We start from the raw sequence: 26,183 nt of genomic DNA on the forward strand, positions 1-26,183 counted from the left end.
CGCTTGACACCGCGAAGCGAATGTCACCAGGTCCCTGAAGGTCGGTTGGCCTGGTCGCTCTAATGATCGAGGCTACGCGGAACATCATCGGCCTCTTGCGAGAAGGCCCAGCCGATCCTGGAGCGGTTCGATGACGGGTGTGAGCTTACGACGCATCAGGCTGCCGAGGACGCTTGGATCCAGCGCCAGTGCACGGATGAGCCCATAGCCCACACCGGAGAGGACCCTCATGGCAGCGACCTCGGGGGCGATGTCGGGGGTATCTCGCAGGAGCCGGACGACGTGCGAATCGGGGCTCTCGGTGGTCGCGAAACGCTCGGCATCGCCGATCAGATCCGCGATCGAGAGGTCCGGATCTCCGTCCGGCCGCACGGCCGCGAAGTACTCCCTCAAAAGGTCGAAGGTCGCGGTGACCACGTCTTGGCTCGGCGGCTTCGCCAACACCTTGGCGACCGTCTCGACAAATGCCTGGCCCGCCGGCGAGTAGACCCGCCGCAAGAGCGCCGCACAGACGTTGCCCGCGTCAGCCAACCGGGCGATGGGCTCGGGCAGATGGCGAGGACTCGCATCCGCGCTCGGGGGCAAATCATCGGGCAGCGCCTGCAGGAAGCCGACAAGATAGACCTGCTTGCGTGAGGCCTTCTTCCAGAGGTCGTCACGCCGATCGGCGTCGACGAGACCGGTCTGCAGGATCAGCCTGATCGACTCGGTGATCTTGTCGCTCTCGGTTTCGAACGGAAGATAGTCGATGAGATAGTCCACCAGAACCCGACCCATCTTCCCCGCAACGATCCCCGGGTTGCTCAGCATGCGGCGTGCATTCTCCGCATCCTCCATGGCCCACCAGGCGCGCCGAGCCAGTTCGTCGGTGAGGCCGGGCGAGCAGACGGCCGCCACGACGGCCTCCGGCTCGCCGAGCAGGAGCAATTGCTCCAGGCTCTCGTCGCGCATCTGACCCATTCGGGTCCAGCGGCTCAAATAGATGGGATAACCGCCGGGAGAGCCCAGGACATGTCCGGAAATAAGCTCCTTCACGCGACGCAGATATTGATCGGGACGTGCGTTCGGGTTGAGACGAACGGTCGCCTCGCCCTGCGGACCGAGACCATAGACGATCAGCTTGGATTCGTCGATGCGGATGGCCTGCGGGCGATTGGCCAGCAGGACGTTCAGCCGGAAGCTGTCTTCGGTGCTGAGATCCATGGCGACTCGGCCTGCCCCAATCAGACCTCGGTCGGCGGCTTGTAGTGCGGATCCTTCGGGTTCAGAAAGATAAATCGGAACTGGCCCGGCTCCATCTCCACGTAGTCCATCGTTGTCTGGTCAAGCAGCGGGACCTGCTCGGGCGTCATGACGATATCCACGCCTTCACAGGCCATGCGGATATCGTCCTCCGTCGGCTCGTCGAAACCGATCCGATAGTCGATCGCCCCATCGGGCATTTGAAACGCGGCCAACCTGAGTGACATACCCTCGGTGCCGCCTTGCTGTGCCGCCTTAAGCACCTGATCGGCCGCTGCTGTCGTAAGTTTAAACATCTGAGACCTATTATCCTGTTGAATAGTCGCTTGAGATGCGTCCGATCCGCTCCGCTCCAAACCCCGCCGGACGTGATCTGCATCACTTCAACCGATGAATGCTCCGACTGCGGGCTCGACGACTTCGCGGTCGGAGCGGGTTGGAAGCGCGATACCAGCAGGCCTTTAGACGTTACAGTCGCCGAGCGGACGGCGGAATCCCGCGCTGACATGTCCGGGCGCCAACCGCCAACCGAATCGGCCGCGCGCTAAGCCCCGAGGCAGCGCCGGACGTGCTCGACGAAGCGCCGCGTCCAGCCGACGCCGCCCACGTCCCTGAGGTGACTGTAACAGGCCAGCAGATGACCTTGAACAACCCCGTCATGGGCGCCGTCGATTCCGACACCTCGCAGCACATCATAGCCGTACCGCCACGCGGGGTCAGGCGCGAGGACCGAGGAATGGTGAAATTCGTGCGCGGGAATCTCGCCGGCTCTCCCACCCGGCTCGCCCGGCCATGGAAAATCCGAGGTTTCGCGCAGTCGTACATAGCCGCGCCCTTGGGGTCGCGCATGCAATCGGACCTCGGCCTTGAGCGCGCCCACCATTTCGCGTCGCTCGTCCTTCCAACCGATCGCCTCGCACAGATACATCAGCCCCCCGCATTCGGCGTAGACAGGCCCGCCCCCGGCAATGAAATCGGCGACCTGCTCGCGCATTCCTCGATTGGCCTCCAGCTCGGCCATACGGCATTCGGGAAACCCCCCGCCGATGTAGAGGGCATCCACAGGTGGAAGCGCCGGATCGACAAGCGGGCTGAACTCGACCAGCTCGGCACCCGCTGCGGCGAGCGCACGCAGATCGTCCGGATAGTAGAAGCCGAACGCCGCGTCGCGGGCGATTCCGATACGCACCACATCCCCCGTGGGCACCTTAATCAACGAGGCAGAAGCCGGGGTTGGCAGACAGGGTGCACCCTCGGCAATCGCAAGCATCCGACTCAGGTCGACCTGCTCGGCCACCCGCACCCGGATGCGGTCGATCCATGCCTCGGCGGCCTGAGCCTCGTTGCTCGGCATCAGGCCCAGGTGGCGCTCGGCGATCTCGATGTCGTCGTCGCGATGCATGACGCCCAGCACCGGAAGATCGGTATAGTGTTCCAGCGCGGCGATCAGATTGCGGGCATGGCGAGCCCCGCCGACTTTATTGAGGATCACACCGGCAAGATTCAGGTCGCGGTCGAAGGCCTGGTAACCGAGCAGAAGGGGGACGATGCCACGTCCCATGCCATGACAGTTGACCACCAACACGACGGGTGAGCCCAGGAGCTTGGCGAGCTCGGCGTTGCTGTTGGAGCCTGCGGGATCGATGCTGTCGAAAAGGCCAACGTTGCCCTCGATCAGTCCGAGATCCGCCGTGTCGAGCTCGTGCGCGAAGGCGTCGACGACCTCCGCGCGCCCCATGGTGTGGAAATCGAGGTTATAGCAGGGGCGTGAGCAAGCCTCGGTCAGCCAGAGCGGGTCGATGTAGTCAGGGCCCTTTTTGAAGGGCTGAACGCGTACGCCCATGTCACGCCAAGCACGACACAGCCCGATGGAGAGGGTGGTTTTGCCCGATGACTTCTGAGCCGCGGAGATGTAGAGATGCGACATCGACCCGTCACCCGAGCTTCGACTGCTTAGGAATTTCGATGGCCGCACGCATCCGACAGCAAACGCAGGCCCGGACATCCGGGGTCACATAGAGCCACGCCGGCCCCGTCCTCGCCGGACGGGCCGACCGGCTCACATCAGGCTTTGGCGCCTGCCGGACCCTGCTCCACGATCTTCTCCTCGTCGACCGGCAGAACATCATCCGCCAGTGACTCCGGAAGGAACTGCAGAACCCGTACACCCACCGACGTGACCAGTAGGGCAACAGCCACACCGCCGAGTCCGAGCAGAACCTCGGGAATCGTCGGGCGATATCGTGACGCCTCGCCCTGAACACCGTCGAAGAAACCGGACGCCAGGACCGTCTGCCCGGGGAACATCTGCATCGGATACGCCTGGCTGCCGATGATGATGACGTACATGCTGGCCAACCCGCCCACGATCACCAAGCCGCAGGCAGCCGCAATCCAGTTCTTGTCCTTGCTCAGCACCGGGTGGTAGATGATCCCGAGCGGCATGAGGCCGCCGACCAGGACCCAACCGACCCAAAACATGAACGTATAGATTCCGCCGTCGAGGAGAAGCCAGCCGACCAGATCGTGGTTCTTAGCCCCGTAGAGCTTGGTGAGATGGTAGACCAGCGTGAAATAGAAGACGCCGAGAATAAAGATGCCGAGCAGATTCTTGAGACGACAGAGGATGCGCTCGCCGATCGGGCGACCTTCCTCCGCGAAGGTGAACATCAACACCAGCATGAAGATGGCGAGACCGTATGCGAAAGACATCACGACGAACATCGGTGCGAGGATGGCGGCGTCGTAGGCCTGGCGCGCGACCAGGAAACCGAAGATCGAGCCGGTACCCGTCGTCAACGCCAGCCGCCAGAAGGTTGCGACGATCCCGATGGGGCGGTTGTAAGGCTCGCCGTGGCGGTCCGCCATGCTCCAGAGATAGGCGATCACGATCGCCATAAATCCCGAGTAGAGGAAGATATTCCAAGCGAAGATCGACCGGAAATTGTAGGTGGTCATCGCCACCACCAAACGCTCCGGGCGCCCGAGATCCAGTACCAGGACCAACAGACCACCCATCAGGAGCGCCGCGGCGAGCAGCCCGGAGAGCCGTCCGAGCGGCTTATAGAGCGGCTTGCGAAAGACCGTCCCGATCGAGGCGATGTTCAGTGCGCCGGAGGCCGAAATGATGAGGAATACGGCGAAGACATGAGGCGTACCCCAGACCACCGAGTTGCTCATCCCGGTGACCCAGTGTCCTTCGTGCTCCATGTAAGCGAAGGCGAGCGCACCGATTCCGACAACCGAGGCGAGAATGCCGAGGAGACTCCAGTACCGAGCCGGCGGAATTCGCCACTCGCGATAGATGATTCGCTTCATGTCCTGCTCCACTCGCCCAGGTCAGATTCCGGAATACCGAACGCCCGTGTTCAAGCTCAGATCTTCTCGGATCTGGCGGCTCGACATCTCGGCGAGATGCTTTCGGATGTTGCTTTCGGGATCTTTGAGGTCACCGAAGACGATCGCCTCATGCCCGGCCTCGCGACACGCATCGACGCAAGCGGTCGACTCCTGCCCGAAATCGCGCCGATGCACACAGAGGTTGCAGCTCTCCACGCATCCCTTGCCGCGGGGTACGAGGGTGAGTTGTTCCTCCATCACCTTGTGGATGAAGCTCCTGGCCTTGTACGGACAGGCCATCATGCAATAGCGGCAGCCGATACAGGTGTGGCGGTCAACCATCACAATACCGTCGGCCCGCTTGAACGAAGCCCCGGTCGGGCAAACGTCGACACACGGGGGATTCTCACAGTGCTGACACATCATCGGGAGATTGGTCACACGCCCGGTCTGATTGTCCTGGAGCTTGACCTTGCGGATCCAGACCGCCTTCTGGTCGTCCCAATGCCCCTGCGATGCGCCCTCTGGCTTGGTTTGAAGATTCAGGCCGTTCTCGCGATCGCATGCCTCGACGCAGGCCGAGCACCCGTCAACACATTTCGCGGTGTCGATCAGCAGGCCCCAGCGCACGTCGCTGGTCACCGCTTCCGAGCGCGGTGCTGCCGTAACGGAATGCAGAACGACCCCGGGTGCGACGACCGCCGCCGTCACGCCGGCGGCGACGCCCATAAACGCCCTGCGTCCAGAATCGGCGGGGCCGGTGTCGACCGGATGATCGGTTGATTCGTGGTGATCTTTCATCTCAGTGGTCTTCCCCATCAGGTCGAGCCTGAACCGATCGATCGCCTCCGACGGCTTGGAAGGCAGCGTGCGACGCCAGCTCGGCATCCGGCCCTTTGGGCACGGACGCATGGCAATCGAAACAGTTCAAGTTGACCGCCGCAAAGGCATGACAGGCACCGCAGAACTCGTCCTTATGATGAATCGGTGTCGGCCCCTGCTCCGCGTCGGAGCGGATGTGACACGCGACACAACCGGCAAGACTGTGTTTGCTGGAGCGGATGCCGCCGTGGACCGTCTCGTCGCGCTGGTGCTTGATGAGCTCCATGTGCTTGCGCCGCATCACATCGGTCGGCTCGACACAGGACTCCAAGGTCGCGGCCTTGGATCCCTCGAGCACATAGGTCTTCGCGTCGGCCGCCAGGACGACTTGGGCAACCAGCACCCAAGCCAGTCCAACGGCGACGAGGCCAGCTCTCACTGCGGCTTTTGCCATCGACGCCTCCACTGTGCTTACTCGCCGAGACCCATCTTGATGTACCCGGTCGGGCAAACATCGGCGCAGATGTGGCAGCCGATGCACTTGGCATAGTCGGTGTCGACATAGCGCCCGGTGGTTCGGCTGCTCTTGTCGACCCGGAAGACAGCGTCTTGCGGGCAGAAGATCACGCAGTTGTCGCACTCGAAGCACATGCCGCAGCTCATGCAGCGCTTGGCCTCGTCGATTGCCTCGGCCTCGGCGAGACCGATCACCCGTTCCTTGAAGTGGCCGAGGACGTCGTCGGAGCTCGGTACCTCTTCCTTACGCAGATTGCGGGGGTGGAAGTTGAAGTGGCCGAGGAAAAGCTCTTCATGCGGGATCACCTCGGCACCCGAGCGATCCTCGTAGTTGTGGATCGCATAGTTTGCGCTCGAGGTTCCGCGCATGTCTCCGCGCTCGTCGGGAACGAACGACTCGGGCGCGAGGTTCGCCTCGGTCATCTTCTCGAGCAGGTTGAAGTGGTGGACATCGACCTTGGGGCGACGCTTGTGCTCGACCTGACGGACGTACTCGTCGATGGAGTCGACGGCGATGGACGCCTGACCGATCGCCGTCGTCAAGAGATGCGGGCGAATGATGTCGCCCGCGACGAAGTGACCAGGCTTGTTCGGCACCTGATAGAACTTGTCGGCGTTCATGAGACCGCGCCCGTTGTCGAGGTCCTCGAGGCCGGTCAGATCACCGCCCTGACCGATCGCCGCGACGATCAAGTCGGCCGCCAGGACGCGCTCGGTCCCTTCGACGGGTGTCGGACGGCCGTCGACCATTTGGCAGTCGGCGACACGCAGTCCGGTCGCCCGACCGTTCTCGCCGAGCATGACCTCCAGCGGCATGACGCCGTCCAGGATGGTGACGCCCTCATGGGTCGCATCGTGAACCTCATGCTCGGAGGCCGTCATCTTGTCGCGCGTGAACAGCGAGGTGAGCGTCACCTCCGCGCCTTCGGCAGCAGCGGTCATGGCCGCGTCATGCGCAACATAACCGTCGTGGATTACGGTTTCGGGGAGATCCTTCGGTCCGGTCTTGCTGATATGACCGAGCCGGCGGGCGACCGAGACGACGTCGATCGAGGTGTCGCCGCCGCCGACGCAGACGACCTTATCCGCGGTGATCTTCATACGGCCTTCGTTGAAGGCCTTAAGGAAAGCGACACCGGAGACGCAGTTTGGCGTGCCCTGCCAGCCCGGGACAGGCAGACCTCGACCGCTTTGACAACCGATCGCCCAGAGCACCGCATCGAACTCTTTCTCGAGTTGATCGATGGTCACATCCGTGCCGACCTTGGTCTTCAGGCGAACCTCGATCTGACCCATATCGAGGATGCGCTGGATCTCGGCGTTGAGCTTGTCGCGCGGCACGCGGTAGCCGGGGATCCCGTAGAAGAACATCCCGCCGAGTCCGTCGTTGGCCTCGAAGATGGTCGCGGCGTGTCCTTTGCGGCGCAGCTGGTAGGCGGCAGCAAGACCGGCCGGTCCGCCGCCGATGATGGCGACACGCTTGCCGGTGTCGACGGGGGCGGCTTCGAACCCGTAACCCTTCTCGATCGCGGTATCACCGATGAACTGCTCGACGGCATTGATCCCGACGAAGTCCTCGAGGGCGTTGCGATTACAGCCGTCCTGACAGGGGGCAGGACAGACCCGTCCCATCATCGACGGGAAGGGGTTGGCGTCGGTCGAGCGACGGAAGGCATACTCATGCCAGTCCATCCCTGCCGGCGGCTTTTCCATTCCACGCACGATCTGCAGCCAGCCCCGAATATCCTCGCCGGACGGACAGCTGCCCTGACACGGCGGCGTCTTATGGACATAGGTCGGGCATTTGTGGGAAGTGTCCTGATTGAAGATCTTATCCGTCAACTTCTCCCACTCATGCTGACCGTCCTCGAAACGGCGCCAGGAAGGTTTACTCTTCATTTCGTCGGTTGAAGTCGCCATGTCGATCACTCTCCGTACCGGTTGAACCCTGATGCATCGTCAGGGGGTTCGTATCAGCGTGCAGCTCACGGCCCGCGAAGCCCGCGCTATTCGGCGCAGGACTCCGGGGGGTCAAGCGGCCTCGTCCGCCTCGTCTTCGTCGTCCTCGACATCCTGTCCGGTCAGCACGATGGCGTTCGACACCAGCTGGTGCAGACTCACGATCTGGTCCATCTCCATGCCGTAGTAAGGAAGCACCTTCGTGAATTGGCTTTTGCAGATGGCACAGATTGCGGCCATGTGCGTCACGCCCTTTTCGAGCATCACGTTGTTGAGGGCCTCGACACGCGGCTTCGCGCCCTTGACGCGCAGCTCCATGAGGTCGTCGGTCAACAATCCGCCGCCACCGCCGCAGCAGAAGGTGCGGTCGCGGATGGTGTCCTCGTCCATGTCGTAGAAGTGGTTGCAGGTCGCCCGAATGATGGCGCGCGGAATCTCGAACTGTCCGCCGGGCGTATTGCCCATGCGCGATGCCCGGGCGACGTTGCAGCTGTCGTGATAAGTGAGAACCTTGTCGTCGTTCTCGCTCTTATCGAACTTAAGCTTGCCCTCTTGGATGAGGTTGTAGGTGAACTCGCAGATGTGCTGCGGCACCGGATATCGTGGATCCAGGAAGTCCCAGGGGCCCGCCAAGGTGTTCAGGAAGCTGTAGGCGACGCGCCATGCGTGGCCGCATTCTCCGAAGACAATGCGTTTGACCTTGAGCTGGATCGCGGCTTCGCGGATGCGCTGGGCGACCCGGCGCATATTCTCGTACGAGCCGATGAACATGCCGAAGTTGGCTGCTTCGGACGCATGCGAGCTCAGCGTCCAAGTGACACCGGCCTCGTGAAAGACCTTTCCGTAGCCGATCAAGCCGTCGACGTGCGGCTCCGCAAAGAAGTCGGCCGAGGGCGTCACTAAGAGGATCTCGGCGCCGACCTCATCCATCGGGTAGCGTACGGCCACACCGGTATCGTCGAGGACGTCTTCTTCGAGACCTTCCAGGGTGTCACGCAGCGCGGGTCCGGGCAGGCCTAGATTGTTGCCGATGGTATAGACCTTGCCGATGATTTCGTTGCAGTACTTTTGCCCCACACCGATGCTGTCCATGATCTCGCGGGCCGCCATGGAAATCTCGGCCGTGTCGATACCGTAGGGGCAGAAGACCGAGCAGCGCCGACACTGCGAGCATTGGTGGTAGTAGCTATACCAATCATCAAGAACGTCTTTGGTGAAGTCCTCGGCCCCGACCAGTTTCGGAAAGAGCTTTCCGGCCAGGGTGAAATAACGCCGGTAGACCTTGCGCATCAGGTCCTGCCGACCCACCGGCATGTTCTTCGGATCCTGGGTGCCCAGGTAGTAATGACACTTGTCTGTGCAGGAACCGCACTTGACGCAAGAGTCCAGATAGACCCGCAAGGAGCGATACTTTCCGAGGAGCTCGCCCATCTTGTCGAGCGCTTTCTCCTGCCAGTCGTCCATGAGCTCGCCGGGAAAGCCGAGTTGCGCCTGGAACTCGGGCTTGGCCACGAACGGCTTGCTGTGAGCCATGGTATCCGGCGTCACGGGTGGGACGTCGAGGTACTGACTCAGCTCGGGAACTTCAAACGTTGCCTTAGCCATGGATCAACCTTTGCTGCGGACTGGATGGCGCGAAAAATCTATTCCTGCTCGAGTCGTTTCGCCCATGGCGCGACGTGTCTGTGCTCGCGCGGGTTGTCGACCTGATTGCGGCTGGGACTGAAGAAGAGACCCGGCGCATGGAGCAACTTGCTGTAGGGAAAGATGATCATCAAGGCAGCGACCAAAAACAGGTGCAGCAACAGAAGCGGATCACCTGGCAGCGGCTGCGGGTCGAAGCTGTAGAGTCCGATGAAGAACGATTTCACCGCGACGACATCGGTGTGAAAGACGAATTTCATGAGCAGGCCGGTGCAACCGATTGCGATCAGTAGCGCCAAAATCAGGTGATCCGAGGGCGAGGAGATGTACCGGACGCGGTCGACGAAGAAGCGTCGCGCCCACAAGCCCGCGAGACCGACGACCATCGCCATTCCGCCGTAGATGCCAAACGGCTGAACCAGCTCGATCGGGAGCCACACCGGCTCTATGAAGTAGCGCAAATGGCGCAGGGTGACGAGAAAAAGACCGAAGTGAAAGATCCAACCGAAGATCCAGGTCCACTTGTTGCCCCGAAACAGGCTCTCGAAGAGCACGACTTCTCGCGTCATTCGGAACACCACACCCGAACGGGTGGTCGGTGCCGGTGTCGTCGGAATCTTCAGCGGAGCCGGGGTGCGCGCGTACTGGACGACCTTGAAGGCCACGCCGGCCAACAACACCGAGGCTGCGAAGTAAAACAAATAGGCGTAGACCATGGTCAGGAACGACATGTGCCCGGTACCTCAATGGATCGGAGAGTCGCCGGGGGTCGAGTCAGAAATGCGCTCGCCCCCGGTCACGGCCGCCGCGTCAGACGCAGCCGGTCGGCTTCGGCAGTCCGGCGAAACGGCAAGCCTGCTTCGCAGGGCCGTAGGGGAACAGGCTGTAGAGATACTTGCTGTTGCCCTTGTCCTTGCCGAGCTTCTTGCCGACAGCCTTCGTGAGCACACGGACCGCGGGTGCGATCTGATACTCCTCGTAGTACTCGCGCAAAAAGTTGATGATGTCCCAGTGTTCGTCGGTCAACTCGATGTTGTCCTGCGCTGCCATCACGGTGGCCACACCCGGCACCCAGTCGTTCAGGTTGGCGAGGTAGCCTTCCTCGTCCACGGCGTATTGCTTGCCCTCGACTTCGATCGTGTCTGACATCTCGATGCTCCTATCGGTTTCTGAAAAACTACAACCAGGCCTGAACTTTCCCGTTTTCCGCGGCAAGATCCACGAATCCGGCATAGTCCACGACGCTGATACCCTCGATGATGCGCTCCGCGGAGAAGCCGCGGGCCTGAAGGTCCGGGCCTAGGACATAGACCTTCAGACGGCCGAGCGCATCGCTCACATGGGGCTCGACGGCGGTCCCCTTAAGGGCAGCATAAACGCCGTCTTCGAACAGCAACAAGGCCGAGCCGTCGGTGGCGAACTTCAGACAGGACTCAAGCGCATTACGCTCGAACGGCGACTTGTTGACGGTGTGCAGAATACTCATGACGTCCCTCTAGAAGCTAAAGATCGCATCGGATTCGTTCATCAGCTCGCCGACGCGGGCCGAGTCGATCACTTCGACGATGTTCTCGATCTCTTCTTCGGTCTCGAAGTCCTCCCAGGCGATCTCGACAAGATCCTCTTGGGTCAGACCGCGGGCCTCCAGCGAGGCACGGTCCACGTAAATCTTTTTGACCTCGTAGTCGCCCAGGGTCCGGAATGTCGGCGAGAAGTTCTTCATGCCGATTGCTTTGGTGTCTTGGCCCTTGGTGAGCTGGTAGACCCCGTCGTCGAGGAACATCACGCTGACGTCTTGATCGAAGGCGGCTCCGATCAGCACCACCTCCAGCGCCTCCCAGGCATAGATGGTCCCGTAAGGCGCCTTGCGGTTGAGGTACATGAATTTCTTCACGACTTCCGACATCTCAACTCTCCTTTAGTCGCCGAAGACGACGAGACGGTCGGCTTGGATGGCCGCCTCGACCAGCTGCCCGAGTCCGGAGATACGGAACTTGGGATGAATGTTGGTGGCATCCTTGCCGTTGCGGCTCGCTTCGCCCTCGTCGACGATGCCGCGGCGCTGAGCCGCGGCCACGCAGACGACCAGATCGAGATTGTGCTGCTCGGCCAACTCCGCCCAACGGTTGACGATATGGCGGTCGTCCTGCGGCGGCGTCGTCAGACGCGTCGAGTTGTTGACCCCGTCATGATAGAAGAAGACCCGAAAGATCTCGTGCCCCTTCTCCAGTGCCGCCTTGGCAAAGTGATATGCCGAGTCGGATGACTGATGCTGATAGGGTCCCTCGTTGATCTGAAGTGCGAACTTCATGCCGACCTCTCGACTGATTGCGATAGCTCTTGAACCGATCCCGCAGCCCGCCTTTAGAAGCGGATGTAGGAGGAGCTGTTGAAGCTGGCCCGTGCGCCGCGCCAGGTATCGATATGATACTTGGTGAAGGGCAGCTCGACTTCTTCGAAGAAGCGGGGCCAGCCGATGCGCTCGATCCACTCGTTGACCCGCTCCCAATCGCGCGCGCCCTCTTTATACGCCTTGAGAATACGCTTGACGATGGCGGTTGCCTCGGGCCAGCGCGGCGGGTTATTCGGGATGCCGGCCGCGACCAGTTTCTGGAAGGTTGGCTTACCGCGGGCGTTGGAGTGGTTGCCACCGACCCAGATCGCCAACTTGGAATGCTCGGCGTCGTTGATCTGCATGGGCGGACAGGGCGGATAGCAGGCACCACAGCAGATGCACTTGCGCTCGTCGACTTCCAGCGAAGGCTTACCGTTGACCATGGCCGGGCGAATCGCTGCGACCGGGCAACGCGCAACGACCGACGGACGCTCGCAGACGTTCGCAACCAGATCGTGATTGATCTTCGGTGGCTTGGTGTGCTGGATGTTGATCGCGATGTCGCCCTGACCGCCGCAGTTGATCTGGCAGCAGGACGTCGTGATGTGGACGCGATTGGGCATATTGGCGTTGCGGAACTCGTCGATGAGTTCGTCCATCATGGACTTCACGACGCCCGATGCGTCGGTACCGGGGATGTCGCAGTGCAACCAACCCTGCGTGTGCGAGATCATCGCCACCGAGTTCTGGGTCCCGCCGACGACGAAGCCGGCACCTTCCAACGTATCGATCAGGGGCTGTACTTTCGCCTCGTCCGTCACCATGTATTCGATGTTGGAACGCAGCGTGAAGTGCACATAGCCCTCGGCGAACTCATCGCCGATGTCGCACAGCTTGCGCAGGGTAAAGACATCGAGAATGCGCTGCGTTCCCGCCTTCACCGTCCAGATCTTGTCGCCGCTGTAGGCAACGTGGAGCAGGACTCCCGGACGAGGATGGTCGTGGTATTTCCACTGGCCGAAATTCTTGCGCATCATCGGATGCATATATTGCCAGGGATCAGGGCATCCGGATTCGATCGGCTCACGCATGTCTGCCATCGCCTTAACTCCAATATTTCAGTCTGATGGTAAGTCAGTCGGCGGCACCCGTCAGTGCCTGCACGTCGGGATCTCGCAGATCCGACGTGCGGCACTTGGGGCGTCGCTGCGGGTTTACTTGCCGGCTTCGGCTTGACGCTCGAACCACGACTCGGCCGCCTCGTCCCATCCGTCCAGCCGAACGTAGGAGCTTTGACGGGGATGGCTCAGCATGTTCGGATCCGGCTCGATGCCGATGCCGTCGAGGAAGTTGGCCAAGCCAATCCGCTCGATCATCTCGCCGCAACGCTCATGCTCTAGACCGTTCTCAGCCCAGAAGTCAATGATCGTCTCGGCGAGCTCGACCATGGACTCGTAGTCCTCTTCGGTCTCGAGCTTCTTGAAGGGAACGACAACCGTACCCATCAGGTCGCCGATCTTGAGGGTACGCTTTCCGCCGATCAGGATGGTGACACCCTTGTCGTCTCCCGGATGCAGCGCCTTCGGCATCACGTTGAGGCAATGCATACAGCGCACGCAATCGCGATTATTGACCACCAACGTGTTGTCGTCGGTGAGGCTGAGCGCCTGAGTCGGGCAACGCGTGATGACATTGTCGATATAGTACTGACGGCCTTTATCGGCGATGTAGTTCTTGACCTCGGCTTGGTCGACCTTCATGTCGTCTCGCCAAGTGCCGAGCACGGCGAAATCCGAGCGCTCGATGGCGTTCTGGCAGTCGTTCGCGCAGCCGGAGACCTTGAACTTGAACTTGTACGGGAGGGCCGGGCGATGGACGTCGTCGACGAAGTTGTTGACCAGCGCTCGGTGTGCCTTGAGCTCGTTCGTGCAGGACATCTCGCAGCGAGCAGCACCGACGCAGGACATCGCCGTGCGGACACAAGGTCCGGCACCGCCGAGATCCCAGCCGTACTCGTTGATCTCGTCGAAGAAGTGCTGCGTATTCTGGGTGTCGGTGCCGATGAACATGATGTTCCCGGTTTGACCGTGGAAGGTCACGAGGCCCGAGCCCCACTTCTCCCAACTGTCGGCCAATTGACGCAGCATGCCGGTTGAATAATGGTTACCCGCCGGCGGCTGAACGCGCAGCGTATGGAATTCTTTGGACTTCGGGAAGGCCTTGCCGACCTCGGAGAAGCGCGGAATGATCCCGCCGCCGTACCCGAATACCGAAACGGTGCCGCCCTTCCAATAGCCCTTGCGGGTTTCGTATGAGTGCTCGAGCTGACCTAGCAGATCATTGGTCATCTCATTGATACGGGCGTCCGGATGCTCGTCGCGGAGACGCTTAATGCCCGAAATGAAACTCGGCCAGGGGCCGGTTTCGAGCTGATCAAGCATCGGGGTCGTGTGCTTCTCGATAGCCATGGCGCTGTCTCTCCGAATCAGAATGAAGCAGGAAGGGATCGGGATGTCGATAAAACCGAATCGGACATGTGTCGCTACGCAACCGATTCACCGAGTGTCTGGCCATGGCACGGGCTGGTTGGCGTACCTGCACAGCCGGCGCGCATCGGGCCCGAAGTCTTACCGAGACCCCATCGGCATTCGCTAAATTACCGGCTCTCGGGGCCGACGCCCATTCCACGATTGGGAGGGCCATCACCCCACGGACTATCCCATTCGGGATAGAGGCATCAAGAGCGCCGCGGCGGGTGTCCTCCCGGTCGTTTTTGGCGGCGAACATGCTTGAGCAAATTGACAGGAGATGCTACATCCGGATGACTGCTAAGTCAACATTCACTAATATTCGAGTTTGCTCATTCAGGGGGTGGACGCCGTGGACGACCCTTTCGATCTCTCGCAGACCAACGCTTATTCGAAGTGGAGGGCTCGGAAGCTGCGGGCTTACCCGGCCGAAAACGCCGACCTGCGCGTTCCCGTCGGACGGCTCGATCAACCCACGCCGGAAGAGCGCGACGCGCTGAAGACCCGGATCGATACCTTCAATATGGCCCTGGTCGCGGTCGATCCCGCCGAGATCCAGACCGAAACTCTTCTGGCATTCACGCGGGCGCTCGGACTGCGGAGGGCGGATGCCAATCTGTTCGCCGACGCCTCTGCGGTGAGCCACATCGCCGCTTCACGAACTCACCCCGGTCGACCTCACTCCGGTCGAACCCACTCCGCTGGACCCAACCCCGGCGACGAGACGCGCGTGGACACAGACCTCGAGCCTCCCGGCGGCACCACTCTCGGCGAATTCATCCCCTACACCGACAAGCCGCTGAGCTGGCATACCGACGGGTACTACAACACCACGGACGAACAGGTCGGTGCCTGGTGCCTGTTCTGCGTCCGCGCCGCGCGTCACGGCGGGGAGAATGGCCTGATCGATCACGAGATGGCCTATCTGCAACTGCGCGATGAATCACCGCAGCACATCGCGGCACTCTCTCACCCGCAAGCCCTGACCATCCCGGCGCATGTTCAAGACGGGCGCACACGTCGGGCGGAAAGTGTCGGGCCGGTTTTCTCGGTGCGAAACGGACATCTGCACATGCGTTATTCGGCACGCGCACGCCATGTCCTCTGGCGCGACACGCCTGACACGCATGCGGCGCGAGCCGCGCTGGATCGGTTGTTTTCCCGCCCGGATGTCTTCACGTTCAGGTACAAGCTAAGGCCAGGTGAAGCGCTGGTGTCGAACAACGTCCTGCACTGTCGCTCTGGCTTCGACGATGACGAGGATCCCGCGAAGGCGCGACTGCTCTATCGAATCCGTTTCCTGGATCGAATCGACCTCGACTGAGGTTCGATCCCAAGCGACGCGCGTGCGCGGCCTTCGGTGTCGTCCTACCGCCAGACACCACGAAAACAACGAGGCAACGACTCGTGGCCGCAAGAACGCCGGCCGGGCGAAGGTCTCAACATCAACCCAACGACAAGGGAGCAGTAGCAGCGATCCATGCTCAAGCTCAGCGAAATACTGGTTTCGAACCAAGACATCGAATCGTTCGACGAGCTCGTCCCCGTCATCCAGGCGGTTGCGCGCTCTGGCGAGCGTTTTTTCAGGATGGACGTCAAGCCACCCTACCCGGATACCCCGGAAAACTGGGAGGACCGCCTCGAGGCGGCCTTCAGCGGGCTCGTACGATGATCCCAGAGCCCAGATCCGAGCATCGCCCCGAACACGGGAAGGCGGCATCATGAAACAGTTCGACCTTCTGGCAACGCAGATCTCCGATACGGCGGCCGATTCGATCATCAATCGCAGCGCCGAGAACGCATCTCTCGAGTCGCACTTGAAGGTGCAGCAGGATCAGCTGCAAAACCTGATTCGGATCCATGCGCCGGCGCACGCGGTCGCAGACGCCCGGCTGCAGGTCGCACGTACACTGGTGAGCCTGGAGCGGGGAGAGGAGGCTTGGCCGCTCGGGCGCGCGGCCTTCGACCATTTCATTGCGCACGACTCCTTCGAGCTTGCCGCAGACGCCTGCGATGTCTTGTTTCAGGCTGGCCAAGAGGAATCTCTTGTTGCGCTCGGCCAAGGAATCTGGCTGGCAGTGACATGCCCAATCGATCCGGAGCTGACGATCGAGCTTCTGAGCCACGTGATCGACGATACGCCCGACGACGCCGACGGCGCCGCAGTGGCCGCGACCACTGCGCTATTCATCGCCGACGTGCGTGCCCGAGACCGTCAACGCGACGATCTGATGTTCTTCGCGACACAAATGCTCGGCATGGTTGCTCGGCGACACAGCGGCGTCGATACGCCCGAGCAGCTCGAGCACTGGATGGAGCGCCTCGAGCTCAAGGAGCCGGAGAAGTTCTTGGTCCGCTTGCGTAACGTCGTTGATGTTCTGGTTCAAGATGACTGGTGGTTCGACCGCCGAGCACTGCAGGATCGTCTCCCGTTCGCATAACCGGATGCCCGCCTGATCAGGCCCTGAACCACACCCAAGCGCACCCACGGACAACGACGATGTTTTGGAATGACGACGACAGCAACGACCGGATTCGCGTGCCCGACGACATTGTCGATCTCCTCTTCGGGATCGACTGCAAATGCATCCCGGTGGACCACGCCTACCTACTCGCCGAGGCGCTGCGACAAACGCTGCCCTGGATTGCCGAGGAGCCCGGTGTCGCCGTGCACTCGGTGCACGTTGCCGGTTCACAGAACGGATGGGAGCGACCCGAGCACGGGACTGACTCCTATCTCGCCGTCTCCCGGCGGACCAAGCTGACTCTGCGGGTTCCCCGACACCGCGTCCCAGAGCTGCTGCGCGATCTTCCCGGGGCCAAGCTCGATCTCGGCGGAGAGACACTCGTCGTCGGCGCGGGCAAGGCCAAGCCGTTGAGCACCGAGACCACCCTGTTCTCTCGATATGTTGCGCTCGATCTCGCCGACCGGGCGGGCGAAGACGAGAGTGTCTTTCTCGAGACCGCCGCGCGCGCCCTCGCCGAGATGGACATCCGCGTGCGCAAGGCCGTCTGCGGCAGGACCAACCGGCTCGCCACGCCCGAGGGCTCCATCCCGACACGCAGCCTGATGCTCGCCGGACTCACGCCCGACGAATCCATCCGGCTTCAGCAACGGGGACTCGGTCGCCACCGCCTCCTCGGTTGCGGCATCTTCATCCCCCATAAGGGCGTCGACTCGGTCAAACAGAGCCAGGGCTGAGCGCGACTCGCCGCCGGTCTTATCCGAAAAGACACGCTTGCCCCGAGCGCGCTGCGGCGTCGCACCGTAGCCGCCGAACACCCTCCGCTCCAGGCACCTCGGGTGCCCGCCTCCCCAGACTCGGACCACCGCAGCCGCAGACTCGAAAAACGACGGCGCGCAAAAAAATGTGACGAGTGCATCACAAAATCATAAGATTAGGAAGTTTGAATCAAACCCTAATGACGGGTACATCGTCACGCGTATTGACTGTACCCCGCCGAACAAAGACGAGAGGAGCAACCATGGCCATCGAAGTCAATGGCAAGACCGTCGAGACGACCCCAAGCGGCTACCTTCAGGATCTCGCAGACTGGAGCGAAGATGTCGCGCTTAAGCTCGCCGAAATCGAGGGCATCACCTTGACCGACAAGCACTGGGACGTTATCAACTATCTGAGGGAAGAGTACTACGACAACGCCCAAAACCAACCCATGGAGCGCGTGGTTCTAAAAGAGATGGCCAAGAAGTGGGGGTCCAAACCCACGAGCAAGGACCTCTACACCCTCTTCCCCCTTGCGCCGACCAAACAAGGCACCAAGATCGCGGGCTTGCCCGAGGTGCTGCGCAAGGGCGGTTACTGACGCGACCGGCATTGCCCGCCGGACGATCCACGGACGGATCGAACACCTCCCCGGGGTCACCGGGGACAAGCCTTCGCAACAGCTACAATCGACCCGGATCCCGGCCGCGCAAGACCCCTTCTTCCATCCCGCGCCCCCTTCCGATTCTCGCGGATCCGACGCAAGGAACCTCACGAGCCCCTCCCGACGATTTCGCGCACGCCGTCCGACACTGACCGCGACACGAATGACAACGACTCGATCCTCCGCGACCTCCACCTGAGCATGCTCGCGCCACGCGCCCTGCGTTTGCGCGTGATTCGTCGATGATCCGGGCCACCCCCCAACCGGTGTCCGCTTCGCGTGATCGAGATCCATGTTCCAGGGTTCGCCGGAGAAAGATTCGCCTTTACTCCAAGATCGATGCCATATATAAATGCGAACGATTCCTATTTGTTTTCGTATCGGCATGGAGTTTCGGATATGTATCCCATCGAATACCCGACTCGCCGAGGGCTCGCATTGGCCGCGCTCGCCTCGGGTCTGTTGGCTACCTTCGCCTCGCCGAGTCGGGCCTACGAGCTGAACGACCGCGTCTCGCTCGGCGCAGTCTTGGCTGCGGCGGGGCAGTGCCAGGAGGGTCTCGGCGGCTCGGTCGATGCCGACGGCCAGGAGCGCGCCGAGAACAGCTGCCGCGGCGGCATGCCGTTCCAGCTCGCGCTCGACGTTCGCCCGAGCGCCCGCGACGAACTCTACGTCCTGCTAGGCTTCGCCGTCGAAGACGGCCTGAACGCGATCTCGCCCTTCGTGCTCGCCCCCTGGGCGGTCGATCTCGAGGACGATCTTCAGGACATCAACGGGCGCGGGCGCGACCACCTGCTGCAGGTCTGGTACAAACACACCTTCACCCTGGGCGAGGACGCCACCCTCGGCACCACCTTCGGCATCATCGACTCCACCGCCTATCTGGACGAGAACGCCTACGCCAACGACGAGTTCACCCAGTTCATGAACGAGGCGTTCGTGAACTCCGGCGGCTTCAATCTGCCCTCCTACGACGCCGGCGCGGCGCTCGAGCTCGCGCTGGGAGACTGGGAGATCAAGGTCGCGGCGCTGAACATCGGCGAGAACGACGACGGCAACAACTACAACTTCTGGGGCGCGCAGCTCGGCTATCGGCTCGCCACCGCACTCGGGGAGGGCCAATACCGCGCCGTGATGACCGGAACCTCAACGGCTTTCTTCGAGCCGCGCCCGGAGCGCGGCGAGGAGACGGACGGGCCCGAGAACGCAGGGCCGCTCGCTGCCGAGGACACCCCTGAAAAGACCGACCTGATGGGCTACGGCCTGTCCTTCGACCAGGCCCTCGGTGATCGTGTCGGTGCCTTCCTGCGCCTGGCCTGGACCGACCACCAGGGCATCCTGGACTACCGCGGACTCTACACCGGCGGTCTGCAGCTCGGCGGCGGCCTCTGGGGCCGCGAGGCCGATACCGTCGGCATTGCCTACGGCTATCTCGACGGCGCCGATACCGGGATCACCAACACGAACGTCGCCGAACTCTATTACCGCTTCGCCGCCAACGACGTGCTCGCCCTCACCGCCGACATCCAGTACATGGCCGACGCCTACGACAGTGGCGAGGACATCGATGGCTGGATCTTCGGTATGCGCCTGGTCGCGGAGCTTTGATGAAACCGCGATGAAACCGCGTCCGGTGCGTCATGCCTTGTTGCCGGGATCGTTCGCCTCGCGGCGACCAAAGAACCGCTGGAGCCGACGCGGTTTCATGATCTTAAAAACGATCTCCTGAACCGCGTCGCGCCGAGGCTGCTCTCGGGCTAGAGGGCCGAAAACACCTCGGAGCGCACGTCTCGCGGGGCACGCGGTTCAGTTGCGGTTCAGTTGCGAATTGCCGGGATGGCCGCATGCATACTGTAACGACTCCCAGACGACAGCAGACCAGCCGCATGACTCAGCAGGCCATTCGCTTCCCGTTCGACAACAGTTATCGACGTCTCCCGGATCATTTTCACGCCCGCATCCACCCCACGCCCGTTACGGCGCCCGGCTTGATCAAGCTGAACGGGGCGCTGTTCGAAGAGCTCGGCCTGGATCCATCGGCGGCGGAGCCGGAAGTGGCTGCGCTGCTTTTCGCCGGCAATCTCCTGCCGGACGGCGGCGAGCCGATCGCGATGGCGTACGCGGGCCATCAGTTCGGCAACTTCGTCCCGCAGCTCGGCGACGGCAGGGCGATCCTGATCGGCGAGGTGGTCGACCGAGCCGGGAAGCGTCGCGACATCCAACTGAAGGGCTCCGGACAGACGCCCTTCTCACGCAGCGGCGACGGGCGCGCGGCGCTCGGACCTGTCCTGCGCGAATATATCCTTGCCGAGGCGATGCACGCGCTCGGGGTTCCAACCACCCGTGCGCTCGCCGCCGTCACGACGGGCGAGCCGGTCTATCGCGAGACGATCCTACCCGGCGCCATCCTGACACGCGTCGCGAGCAGCCATATTCGCGTCGGGACCTTCCAGTATTTCGCCTCGCGCGGCGACACCCGGGCCGTGCGGCATCTCGCCGATCACGTCATCGCTCGCCATTTCCCGGAAGCCGCCCTGGCCGACTCGCCCTATCTCGCGCTGATCGAAGCCGTCTTGGAGCGACAAGCCGCCCTGGTCGCCGCCTGGATGCACGTGGGTTTCATCCACGGCGTCATGAACACCGACAACATGGCGATCTCGGGCGAGACGATCGATTACGGGCCCTGCGCCTTCATGGACGCCTATGACCCGGCCACCGTCTTCAGCTCGATCGACCGCGGCGGCCGGTACGCGTACGGCAATCAGCCGGGAATTGCCCAGTGGAACCTCGCACGCTTCGCCGAGACCCTGCTGCCCCTGATCGACGGGGCATCTGACGCCGCAATCCAACAGGCGACCGACTTGATCCGCAGCTTCTTCGGCCGCTACGAAGAGCACTGGACCGCCGGCATGCGACGCAAGCTCGGCCTCGCCTCCAGCGAGCCGGACGATGTCGATCTCATCCATGGGCTCTTGGACGTCATGAAGGCATCGGGGGCCGATTTCACACTGACCTTCCGCCGCCTCTGCGACGCGGCCGCGGATCCACGGGCAGACAGCGGCGTCAGGGATCTGTTCGTCGACCCGCAAGCCTATGACGCCTGGTCCGCGCAGTGGCGCGCGCGTCTCGAACGGGATCCGCAAACCCCCGCCGAGCGTGCCGAGCGGATGCGCCAAACCAATCCGGCGGTCATTCCGCGCAACCATCGCGTCGAGCAGGCGCTGAATGCGGCCGTCGAGCAGAATGACTTCGGACCATTCGAAACCATCCTGCACGTCCTCGCGCGCCCCTACGAGGATCGGCCCGAGCTCGCCGGCTACACCGAGCCGCCGCAGGAGAAGGAGCGTGTCTTGAGGACCTTCTGCGGGACCTGAGCCAACACTGTCGGAGAAGACCGATCATCATCCATTCGGAAGTAGCGCTTCCTTTTTGGAAGCATATCTTCAAAATAACAACACATTGTTTTTAATTTGGTTATTTCGGATTTCACCCAAATCGACGACGAACCCAAATCCAACCACTACACTAAGCTATTGATGATGATCGTATCCCACCCTGGCGCAATCTTTGCCGCGCTCCGGTTGCCGTTCTCGGCCAACCAGAACACCAACTGAGGGTGGGAGAAACGCGATGAGCTATCTGAAAGACGAGATCAACGCACGTGTCGATGCCTATGACCATTGGGCGACGCGCCGCCGCTACGGTCCGGACGGCCCCAACAATCGCAGACTCTGGGTATTGGCCTGTATGGACGAACGCCTGCCGGTCGATGAAGCGCTCGGGATTCGGGTCGATAGCCCGGTCGGCGGCGGCGATGCCCATTGCTTCCGAAACGCCGGCGGGATCGTCACGGACGACGCGATCCGATCGGCGATGCTCACCTGCAATTTCTTCGGAACACAGGAGATCGTTATCGTCCAACATACCCAATGCGGGATGTTGTCTGCGAACGCCAAGGACCTGGAAGCGGCCCTCCGGGCCAAAGGCGTCGACATCGACGCGCTGGCTCTGGATCCGACCTTGCCCGAGTTGAAGCTCGATCCGGGCGGCTTCGCGAAATGGATCGGGATGATGGACGATGTGGACGTGACCTGCATGAAGACGGTGGAGACCTTCCGAAATCACCCGCTGATTCCGAAGGACGTGGTCGTCAGCGGCTGGGTCTGGGAGGTGGAGACCCGGCGCTTGCGCCCGCCGGTACTCGATGACGAGAAGCGTGCCCGCACGGATGTCACCTCCGCGCAGTTCGGCGTCACGACGCCGCAACCCAACCGCTGGCGTTGATCGAAACGGCGCCCGGCTCGGGCGCCGATTTCCCTCGCCGCACGAGCCTTGCTCGACGACGAGCGTTGAAATCAAAAGGGAGTCATCCGATGCCGCTCTACGACTACCAGTGCACCTGCTGCCAAGCCTCCTTCGAGACCTCGCGGGCCATGACCGCCGAGCCGCCGCCCTGTCCCGCCTGCGGGGGCGTAACGGCTCGGGTCTTTCTCTCCGCCCCGGCAGTACACGGCCGCATGGCCCAGGGGCGCGATCAGGCCGTTCGCTCGCTGCAGCCTGCCGACACGCCGCAGACGCACAGACACGGCCCCGGATGCGGGTGCGGGCACGCGTGATGGCCGTTTCTTTTTTCGACCGAGAACGTTGACGGCATCGAACATGCCCGAAACGACCGATTCACCGTCACGCGCGGTCGCTTTTCTCCAATCCTTCGTGTCCGAGATCGCCAAGGCGATGGATCGGGCCGAATGTCCCAATTGTGCCGCTCACCTCGAGCACATCGAGCAGATCGGCTTGACGGCCGGTGTTTGCCTCGAGGAAAAGGCGCGCGAGGTTCTCGGCTCTTCGCAGCCGATGGACCGGGACCAATACGCTGACCTGATCGTCGAGATCAAGAATCAGATCGGCGGGCGATTTTCCCGCGCCTCCGGCGAGGCCGGGATGGTTCGGGTCGTCAACAGCCGCTGCCCCTTCGGCGAGCAGGTCAGACATGCACCCTCGCTCTGCCGGATGACGTCGAGCGTCTTCGGCGGAATCGCCGCGCGCCACTTCGGCTATGCGAAGGTGGAGTTGCGACAGACGATCGCGGGCGGGGATGGCTCCTGCGATGTCTGCATCTATCTGGATCCGCAGCTTGCCGCACGCAACGAGGGGACCGAGTACCGGGCGGACGGCGAGCGCCTGACCTCGGGAAACCTCACGACACTCATGACACCCAAGGTTCGGCGGCGACTGCGCGAGAACTGGTGCCCGCCGCCGGTCGGAATCGGCAGCCCCGATGCAGCCCTGCAGCCGATCGTCGCGGAGTCGGCGGCCATGCGCGATGCCCTGCGGGCCGTCCGGATCGTGGCCCCCACGGACGTGACCGTCATGATCACCGGCGAAACCGGCTGCGGGAAAGAGTTGGTCGCACGCGCACTGCATGGGCTCAGCGCCCGTCGCGACAAGCCGATGGTCACGGTCAACTGCGGGGCCATCCCCGAGAACCTGGTCGAAACGGCCCTCTTCGGACATGAGAAAGGTGCCTTCACGGGCGCCTACGAGGTCCACCATGGTTACTTCGAACGGGCCGAAAAAGGGACGCTTTTCCTCGACGAGATCGACTCGCTCCCGCTTTCGGCACAGGCCAAGTTGTTGCGTGTCATCCAGGAAGGCGAGTACGAACGCGTCGGCGGCAAGCGCTCTCTGCGTTCGGACGTCCGGATCATCGCCGCATCCAACCGTGAGATCGTGGCGCTGGTCGACGCCGGACATTTTCGCCGCGACCTCTTCTATCGACTCAACGTGGTACCGATCGCGATCCCGCCCTTGCGCGAGCGCACCGAGGACATCGACGCCCTGATCAGGCACATCCTCCGCAAGCTCGCCCAACGCTACGCCACGACCGAAAAGACATTGGTTCAAGCCGCTCGCCTGAAAGCCTTCTCCTACCCCTGGCCGGGCAACATTCGGGAGATGGAAAACGTCCTCGAGCGTGCCTTCATCTTCGCCGCCGATGCTCGGATTACAGACATCGACGTCCCGGTGACTGTGCCGAGCGAACCCGTCCCGGCATGGCGCGCGCGCAAACAGCAAGCCGCCAAGCAGGCCGAGGTCGACACGCTCGTCCGGGCCTTGGAGGTCAGTCACGGCAATGTCGATCAAATCGCGACTCAGATGGGGATCACGCCGCGAGCGGTCCGCATGAAGCTCAAGGCGCAAGGACTCAGGGCTGCGGACTACAGGTAGAGTCGCGACGGCTGCGCCGTCGCTCGTCAAAGACACCCCGCCTCCAGAAAACTGAAATAGGCCGTGCGGTTGAAGATGATGTGATCGGGCAACCCGATGTCCAGCAGCTCCCCTGCGGCCTTGAGCTCACGGGTCACATCGAGATCCGCCGGGGACGGCTCCAGACTCCCGGCGGGATGGTTGTGGGAAACGATCACGGCCGAGGCCCGGACGGTCAAGGCGTCGGCGAACGCCTCGCGCGGATGAACGTGCGTTCGGTCGACCAGCCCGATGAACACGGCCCGGATGTTGATGATCTCGTTCGCCCCGTCGATGCCGGCGCAGAGGAAATGCTCTTGCCCGCGGTCGGCACAATGGCGCACATGCGGCAACAAGTCGGCTTGCATCTCGATCCTTACCCAGTCGGGCTTGATGCGGCGACGCGCAAACTCCAGGGCCGCCATCACCAATGTCGATGAAATACTCCTTCTCGCCGAGAACGAGACGGTATTGGCGACCCACGAAACAGAAGCCGTAGCCCAGCTCAAAGAGGAAATCACGCAGTCGCTGGATCAGCCGGTCCTTGACCGCTTGACGCAGGCCGAGAAATTCGGGGTTGTAGGCGTTCTCGAGCATCTCGTCCGCCTGGTCGGAGAGATGCTCCGGCAGGGCGAGGTCGAATTTGTGGGTCTTGTTCTCCAACCTGGCCCGCTCGTAGGACCCGGCCTTGATCTGATTGAGCAGGACATTGCGCGACCAGCCGAGTCGGGCGGTCGCCTGAAGGTCGTATAAACGGGCGGCCGGGTCGTTCAGCTTTGCCAGTGCGTTGGCATGATGTCCCCAGGGAACGGCCGCGACCAGATCTCTCACGCACTGTGAGAGAGTTTCCGTTTGTTCGCGAATCAGCTCGTCTTTCGGACCAAGGGTGACGGTCCGCGTCGTCTCGGTTCCGCCGATCGTCAGACGTACGCGAAACGTCAGCTCGCTGTCGTAGAACTCTTGCTCCTTCTTGAGGTTTGCCGCCGTGAACGCCTTCTCGCACGGCTCGGTGACGGTGGCAGGCCGGTCGTTTTCGTCCAACTGCCAAAAGACGACGCCGACCTTGTGATAGGCAAAGTCTTAGCGCCGGAAACACTTGACCTGCTCGTCGAACAGTGGACCAGAGGACAGGGTGCCGATGTTCAGGCCCGTCCACCGAAGATGCCCTGGATTCTGCCAGGTTTCACCAAGTATCGGGGAATGCGATGGAGAACGTGCTGTGCGTCCTGTCGTCGGAACCTGCGAGAGCCAGCCAGGCCGAGGTCAATTCCGCGCAGGCATTCGATCACTGCGCAGATCCAACTCGACGGATTCGGCCGCGACGAAGGCCGACGGAGATCACCGGAATGATCGCAAAGATGATCGCGGGGGCGACTTGACAGGGAGCGGATGGCGACATAACCTTAATGCCAACGATTCGCATTTGTATAACGACTCGCCCGGAGTGACGGCCATGCCGAGAGAATCCCTATCCGAAAGCCCAAGTCAACGTGCACAGTCAGCCACCGCCATGCAGGCGGAACTGCCGCGGATCGACAGCAACGCGCTGCTGCGCGGCAACAACCTGCTTCTGATCGATCATGCGGGCGATCGCTACGTCCTGAGGATGACGCGAAACAACAAACTGATCTTGACGAAATAGCCGAGCAGACGCGTCCTCGCCG

At 62.2% G+C, this 26,183-nt stretch carries 27 protein-coding genes and 1 pseudogene; 11 read left to right on the forward strand and 17 right to left on the reverse strand.

All coding sequences use genetic code 11. The features are described from left to right. Positions 1-84: 84 nt before the first annotated feature. The 15 genes from LT988_RS06595 to dsrA all read right to left on the reverse strand — a co-directional run bounded on the left by LT988_RS06595 (position 85) and on the right by dsrA (position 14,325). Positions 85-1,203, reverse strand: coding sequence for a sulfur reduction protein DsrS (locus LT988_RS06595; RefSeq protein ID WP_232409418.1), 1,119 nt, complete (start codon positions 1,201-1,203; stop codon positions 85-87). A gap of 20 nt (positions 1,204-1,223) precedes the next feature. Next, positions 1,224-1,538 (reverse strand): HesB/IscA family protein, encoded by a 315-nt coding sequence (locus tag LT988_RS06600; RefSeq protein WP_232409419.1) that lies wholly within the window; start codon positions 1,536-1,538, stop codon positions 1,224-1,226. A 248-nt stretch (positions 1,539-1,786) separates the two neighbouring features. Continuing rightward, positions 1,787-3,169 carry a cobyrinate a,c-diamide synthase gene (locus tag LT988_RS06605; protein WP_232409420.1) on the reverse strand — a complete coding sequence of 461 codons (1,383 nt, stop codon included), beginning with the start codon at positions 3,167-3,169 and terminating at the stop codon, positions 1,787-1,789. Between the two features lie 137 nt (positions 3,170-3,306). Then, positions 3,307-4,560 carry an NrfD/PsrC family molybdoenzyme membrane anchor subunit gene (nrfD, locus tag LT988_RS06610; RefSeq protein ID WP_232409421.1) on the reverse strand — a complete coding sequence of 418 codons (1,254 nt, stop codon included), beginning with the start codon at positions 4,558-4,560 and terminating at the stop codon, positions 3,307-3,309. Between the two features lie 21 nt (positions 4,561-4,581). Further along, entirely contained in the window at positions 4,582-5,382 is an 801-nt protein-coding gene (dsrO, locus tag LT988_RS06615) for a sulfate reduction electron transfer complex DsrMKJOP subunit DsrO (protein WP_232409422.1), read from the reverse strand. Position 5,383: 1 nt separating this feature from the next. Continuing rightward, complete coding sequence (locus LT988_RS06620; RefSeq protein ID WP_232409423.1) at positions 5,384-5,857, reverse strand: sulfur reduction protein DsrJ; 474 nt, start codon at positions 5,855-5,857, stop codon at positions 5,384-5,386. 17 nt (positions 5,858-5,874) lie between these two features. Beyond that, positions 5,875-7,839, reverse strand: a complete 1,965-nt coding sequence (locus LT988_RS06625) for an NAD(P)-binding protein (protein ID WP_232409424.1) — start codon at positions 7,837-7,839, stop codon at positions 5,875-5,877. 111 nt (positions 7,840-7,950) lie between these two features. Further along, positions 7,951-9,483 (reverse strand): sulfate reduction electron transfer complex DsrMKJOP subunit DsrK, encoded by a 1,533-nt coding sequence (gene dsrK, locus LT988_RS06630; RefSeq protein WP_232409425.1) that lies wholly within the window; start codon positions 9,481-9,483, stop codon positions 7,951-7,953. Positions 9,484-9,521: 38 nt separating this feature from the next. Next, positions 9,522-10,253, reverse strand: coding sequence for a respiratory nitrate reductase subunit gamma (locus tag LT988_RS06635; RefSeq protein ID WP_232409426.1), 732 nt, complete (start codon positions 10,251-10,253; stop codon positions 9,522-9,524). Between the two features lie 79 nt (positions 10,254-10,332). Next, the gene (locus tag LT988_RS06640) at positions 10,333-10,671 is read right to left on the reverse strand and encodes a TusE/DsrC/DsvC family sulfur relay protein (protein WP_232409427.1); all 339 of its coding nucleotides are present in this window, start codon (positions 10,669-10,671) and stop codon (positions 10,333-10,335) included. 28 nt (positions 10,672-10,699) lie between these two features. Further along, a complete protein-coding gene (tusB, locus tag LT988_RS06645; RefSeq protein ID WP_232409428.1) occupies positions 10,700-11,008 on the reverse strand; it encodes a sulfurtransferase complex subunit TusB in 309 nt (102 codons plus the stop codon). 9 nt (positions 11,009-11,017) lie between these two features. Next, positions 11,018-11,428 (reverse strand): sulfurtransferase complex subunit TusC, encoded by a 411-nt coding sequence (gene tusC / locus LT988_RS06650; RefSeq protein ID WP_007193784.1) that lies wholly within the window; start codon positions 11,426-11,428, stop codon positions 11,018-11,020. A gap of 12 nt (positions 11,429-11,440) precedes the next feature. Then, positions 11,441-11,833: a sulfurtransferase complex subunit TusD gene (tusD, locus tag LT988_RS06655; protein WP_232409429.1), complete on the reverse strand. Its 393-nt coding sequence runs from the start codon at positions 11,831-11,833 to the stop codon at positions 11,441-11,443. A gap of 53 nt (positions 11,834-11,886) precedes the next feature. Next, on the reverse strand, positions 11,887-12,957 hold the full coding sequence (gene dsrB / locus LT988_RS06660; RefSeq protein WP_232409430.1) for a dissimilatory-type sulfite reductase subunit beta: 1,071 nt from the start codon (positions 12,955-12,957) through the stop codon (positions 11,887-11,889). Between the two features lie 114 nt (positions 12,958-13,071). Continuing rightward, complete coding sequence (gene dsrA, locus LT988_RS06665; protein ID WP_232409431.1) at positions 13,072-14,325, reverse strand: dissimilatory-type sulfite reductase subunit alpha; 1,254 nt, start codon at positions 14,323-14,325, stop codon at positions 13,072-13,074. Between the two features lie 412 nt (positions 14,326-14,737). Here dsrA and LT988_RS06670 point away from each other — a divergent pair, with 412 nt between their 5' ends. The 10 genes from LT988_RS06670 (at position 14,738) to LT988_RS06715 (ending at position 24,501) form a co-directional block, all read left to right on the forward strand. Beyond that, positions 14,738-15,709 carry a TauD/TfdA dioxygenase family protein gene (locus tag LT988_RS06670; RefSeq protein ID WP_232409432.1) on the forward strand — a complete coding sequence of 324 codons (972 nt, stop codon included), beginning with the start codon at positions 14,738-14,740 and terminating at the stop codon, positions 15,707-15,709. A gap of 156 nt (positions 15,710-15,865) precedes the next feature. Further along, the gene (locus LT988_RS06675; protein WP_093028002.1) at positions 15,866-16,057 is read left to right on the forward strand and encodes a sulfur relay protein DsrC; all 192 of its coding nucleotides are present in this window, start codon (positions 15,866-15,868) and stop codon (positions 16,055-16,057) included. Positions 16,058-16,106: 49 nt separating this feature from the next. Beyond that, positions 16,107-16,826, forward strand: a complete 720-nt coding sequence (locus tag LT988_RS06680) for a hypothetical protein (protein ID WP_232409433.1) — start codon at positions 16,107-16,109, stop codon at positions 16,824-16,826. A 59-nt stretch (positions 16,827-16,885) separates the two neighbouring features. Next, positions 16,886-17,587 (forward strand): type I-MYXAN CRISPR-associated protein Cas6/Cmx6, encoded by a 702-nt coding sequence (gene cas6, locus LT988_RS06685; protein ID WP_232409434.1) that lies wholly within the window; start codon positions 16,886-16,888, stop codon positions 17,585-17,587. Positions 17,588-17,871: 284 nt separating this feature from the next. Beyond that, on the forward strand, positions 17,872-18,210 hold the full coding sequence (locus LT988_RS06690) for a TusE/DsrC/DsvC family sulfur relay protein (protein ID WP_232409435.1): 339 nt from the start codon (positions 17,872-17,874) through the stop codon (positions 18,208-18,210). A 462-nt stretch (positions 18,211-18,672) separates the two neighbouring features. Continuing rightward, positions 18,673-19,881: a carbohydrate porin gene (locus LT988_RS06695; protein WP_232409436.1), complete on the forward strand. Its 1,209-nt coding sequence runs from the start codon at positions 18,673-18,675 to the stop codon at positions 19,879-19,881. Between the two features lie 278 nt (positions 19,882-20,159). Beyond that, entirely contained in the window at positions 20,160-21,647 is a 1,488-nt protein-coding gene (locus LT988_RS06700) for a protein adenylyltransferase SelO (protein WP_232409437.1), read from the forward strand. Positions 21,648-21,903: 256 nt separating this feature from the next. After that, positions 21,904-22,557, forward strand: coding sequence for a beta-class carbonic anhydrase (locus tag LT988_RS06705; protein ID WP_232409438.1), 654 nt, complete (start codon positions 21,904-21,906; stop codon positions 22,555-22,557). A gap of 89 nt (positions 22,558-22,646) precedes the next feature. Next, positions 22,647-22,889, forward strand: coding sequence for an FmdB family zinc ribbon protein (locus LT988_RS06710; protein ID WP_232409439.1), 243 nt, complete (start codon positions 22,647-22,649; stop codon positions 22,887-22,889). Between the two features lie 43 nt (positions 22,890-22,932). Further along, on the forward strand, positions 22,933-24,501 hold the full coding sequence (locus LT988_RS06715; protein WP_232409440.1) for a sigma 54-interacting transcriptional regulator: 1,569 nt from the start codon (positions 22,933-22,935) through the stop codon (positions 24,499-24,501). Positions 24,502-24,527: 26 nt separating this feature from the next. Here LT988_RS06715 and LT988_RS06720 read toward each other — a convergent pair whose 3' ends face one another. Next, complete coding sequence (locus tag LT988_RS06720; RefSeq protein WP_232409441.1) at positions 24,528-24,944, reverse strand: JAB domain-containing protein; 417 nt, start codon at positions 24,942-24,944, stop codon at positions 24,528-24,530. A gap of 64 nt (positions 24,945-25,008) precedes the next feature. Beyond that, a pseudogene (locus tag LT988_RS25380) lies at positions 25,009-25,350 on the reverse strand (DUF1016 N-terminal domain-containing protein); the annotation flags it as partial. A gap of 622 nt (positions 25,351-25,972) precedes the next feature. On the opposite strand from LT988_RS25380, the gene hemP reads away from it, so the two are divergent. Then, the gene (hemP, locus tag LT988_RS06730) at positions 25,973-26,161 is read left to right on the forward strand and encodes a hemin uptake protein HemP (RefSeq protein WP_232409442.1); all 189 of its coding nucleotides are present in this window, start codon (positions 25,973-25,975) and stop codon (positions 26,159-26,161) included. Positions 26,162-26,183 lie beyond the last annotated feature (22 nt).

The organism is Thiocapsa bogorovii (assembly GCF_021228795.1).
Lineage (GTDB): Bacteria > Pseudomonadota > Gammaproteobacteria > Chromatiales > Chromatiaceae > Thiocapsa > Thiocapsa bogorovii.

Bases quoted from the DNA above. Each gene is read 5' to 3' on its own strand.
- LT988_RS06595 (WP_232409418.1), bottom strand. From the start codon at position 1,203: ATGGATCTCAGCACCGAAGACAGCTTCCGGCTGAACGTCCTGCTGGCC.
- LT988_RS06605 (WP_232409420.1), bottom strand. From the start codon at position 3,169: ATGTCGCATCTCTACATCTCCGCGGCTCAGAAGTCATCGGGCAAAACC.
- LT988_RS06690 (WP_232409435.1), top strand. From the start codon at position 17,872: ATGGCCATCGAAGTCAATGGCAAGACCGTCGAGACGACCCCAAGCGGC.
- tusB (WP_232409428.1), bottom strand. From the start codon at position 11,008: ATGAGTATTCTGCACACCGTCAACAAGTCGCCGTTCGAGCGTAATGCG.
- dsrB (WP_232409430.1), bottom strand. From the start codon at position 12,957: ATGGCAGACATGCGTGAGCCGATCGAATCCGGATGCCCTGATCCCTGG.
- LT988_RS06710 (WP_232409439.1), top strand. From the start codon at position 22,647: ATGCCGCTCTACGACTACCAGTGCACCTGCTGCCAAGCCTCCTTCGAG.
- LT988_RS06600 (WP_232409419.1), bottom strand. From the start codon at position 1,538: ATGTTTAAACTTACGACAGCAGCGGCCGATCAGGTGCTTAAGGCGGCA.
- LT988_RS06700 (WP_232409437.1), top strand. From the start codon at position 20,160: ATGACTCAGCAGGCCATTCGCTTCCCGTTCGACAACAGTTATCGACGT.
- LT988_RS06675 (WP_093028002.1), top strand. From the start codon at position 15,866: ATGCTCAAGCTCAGCGAAATACTGGTTTCGAACCAAGACATCGAATCG.
- LT988_RS06715 (WP_232409440.1), top strand. From the start codon at position 22,933: ATGCCCGAAACGACCGATTCACCGTCACGCGCGGTCGCTTTTCTCCAA.
- dsrK (WP_232409425.1), bottom strand. From the start codon at position 9,483: ATGGCTAAGGCAACGTTTGAAGTTCCCGAGCTGAGTCAGTACCTCGAC.
- LT988_RS06625 (WP_232409424.1), bottom strand. From the start codon at position 7,839: ATGGCGACTTCAACCGACGAAATGAAGAGTAAACCTTCCTGGCGCCGT.
- hemP (WP_232409442.1), top strand. From the start codon at position 25,973: ATGCCGAGAGAATCCCTATCCGAAAGCCCAAGTCAACGTGCACAGTCA.
- cas6 (WP_232409434.1), top strand. From the start codon at position 16,886: ATGTTTTGGAATGACGACGACAGCAACGACCGGATTCGCGTGCCCGAC.
- LT988_RS06635 (WP_232409426.1), bottom strand. From the start codon at position 10,253: ATGTCGTTCCTGACCATGGTCTACGCCTATTTGTTTTACTTCGCAGCC.
- LT988_RS06640 (WP_232409427.1), bottom strand. From the start codon at position 10,671: ATGTCAGACACGATCGAAGTCGAGGGCAAGCAATACGCCGTGGACGAG.
- LT988_RS06695 (WP_232409436.1), top strand. From the start codon at position 18,673: ATGTATCCCATCGAATACCCGACTCGCCGAGGGCTCGCATTGGCCGCG.
- LT988_RS06705 (WP_232409438.1), top strand. From the start codon at position 21,904: ATGAGCTATCTGAAAGACGAGATCAACGCACGTGTCGATGCCTATGAC.
- LT988_RS06620 (WP_232409423.1), bottom strand. From the start codon at position 5,857: ATGGCAAAAGCCGCAGTGAGAGCTGGCCTCGTCGCCGTTGGACTGGCT.
- LT988_RS06720 (WP_232409441.1), bottom strand. From the start codon at position 24,944: ATGGCGGCCCTGGAGTTTGCGCGTCGCCGCATCAAGCCCGACTGGGTA.
- tusD (WP_232409429.1), bottom strand. From the start codon at position 11,833: ATGAAGTTCGCACTTCAGATCAACGAGGGACCCTATCAGCATCAGTCA.
- tusC (WP_007193784.1), bottom strand. From the start codon at position 11,428: ATGTCGGAAGTCGTGAAGAAATTCATGTACCTCAACCGCAAGGCGCCT.
- dsrO (WP_232409422.1), bottom strand. From the start codon at position 5,382: ATGAAAGATCACCACGAATCAACCGATCATCCGGTCGACACCGGCCCC.
- LT988_RS06680 (WP_232409433.1), top strand. From the start codon at position 16,107: ATGAAACAGTTCGACCTTCTGGCAACGCAGATCTCCGATACGGCGGCC.
- nrfD (WP_232409421.1), bottom strand. From the start codon at position 4,560: ATGAAGCGAATCATCTATCGCGAGTGGCGAATTCCGCCGGCTCGGTAC.
- dsrA (WP_232409431.1), bottom strand. From the start codon at position 14,325: ATGGCTATCGAGAAGCACACGACCCCGATGCTTGATCAGCTCGAAACC.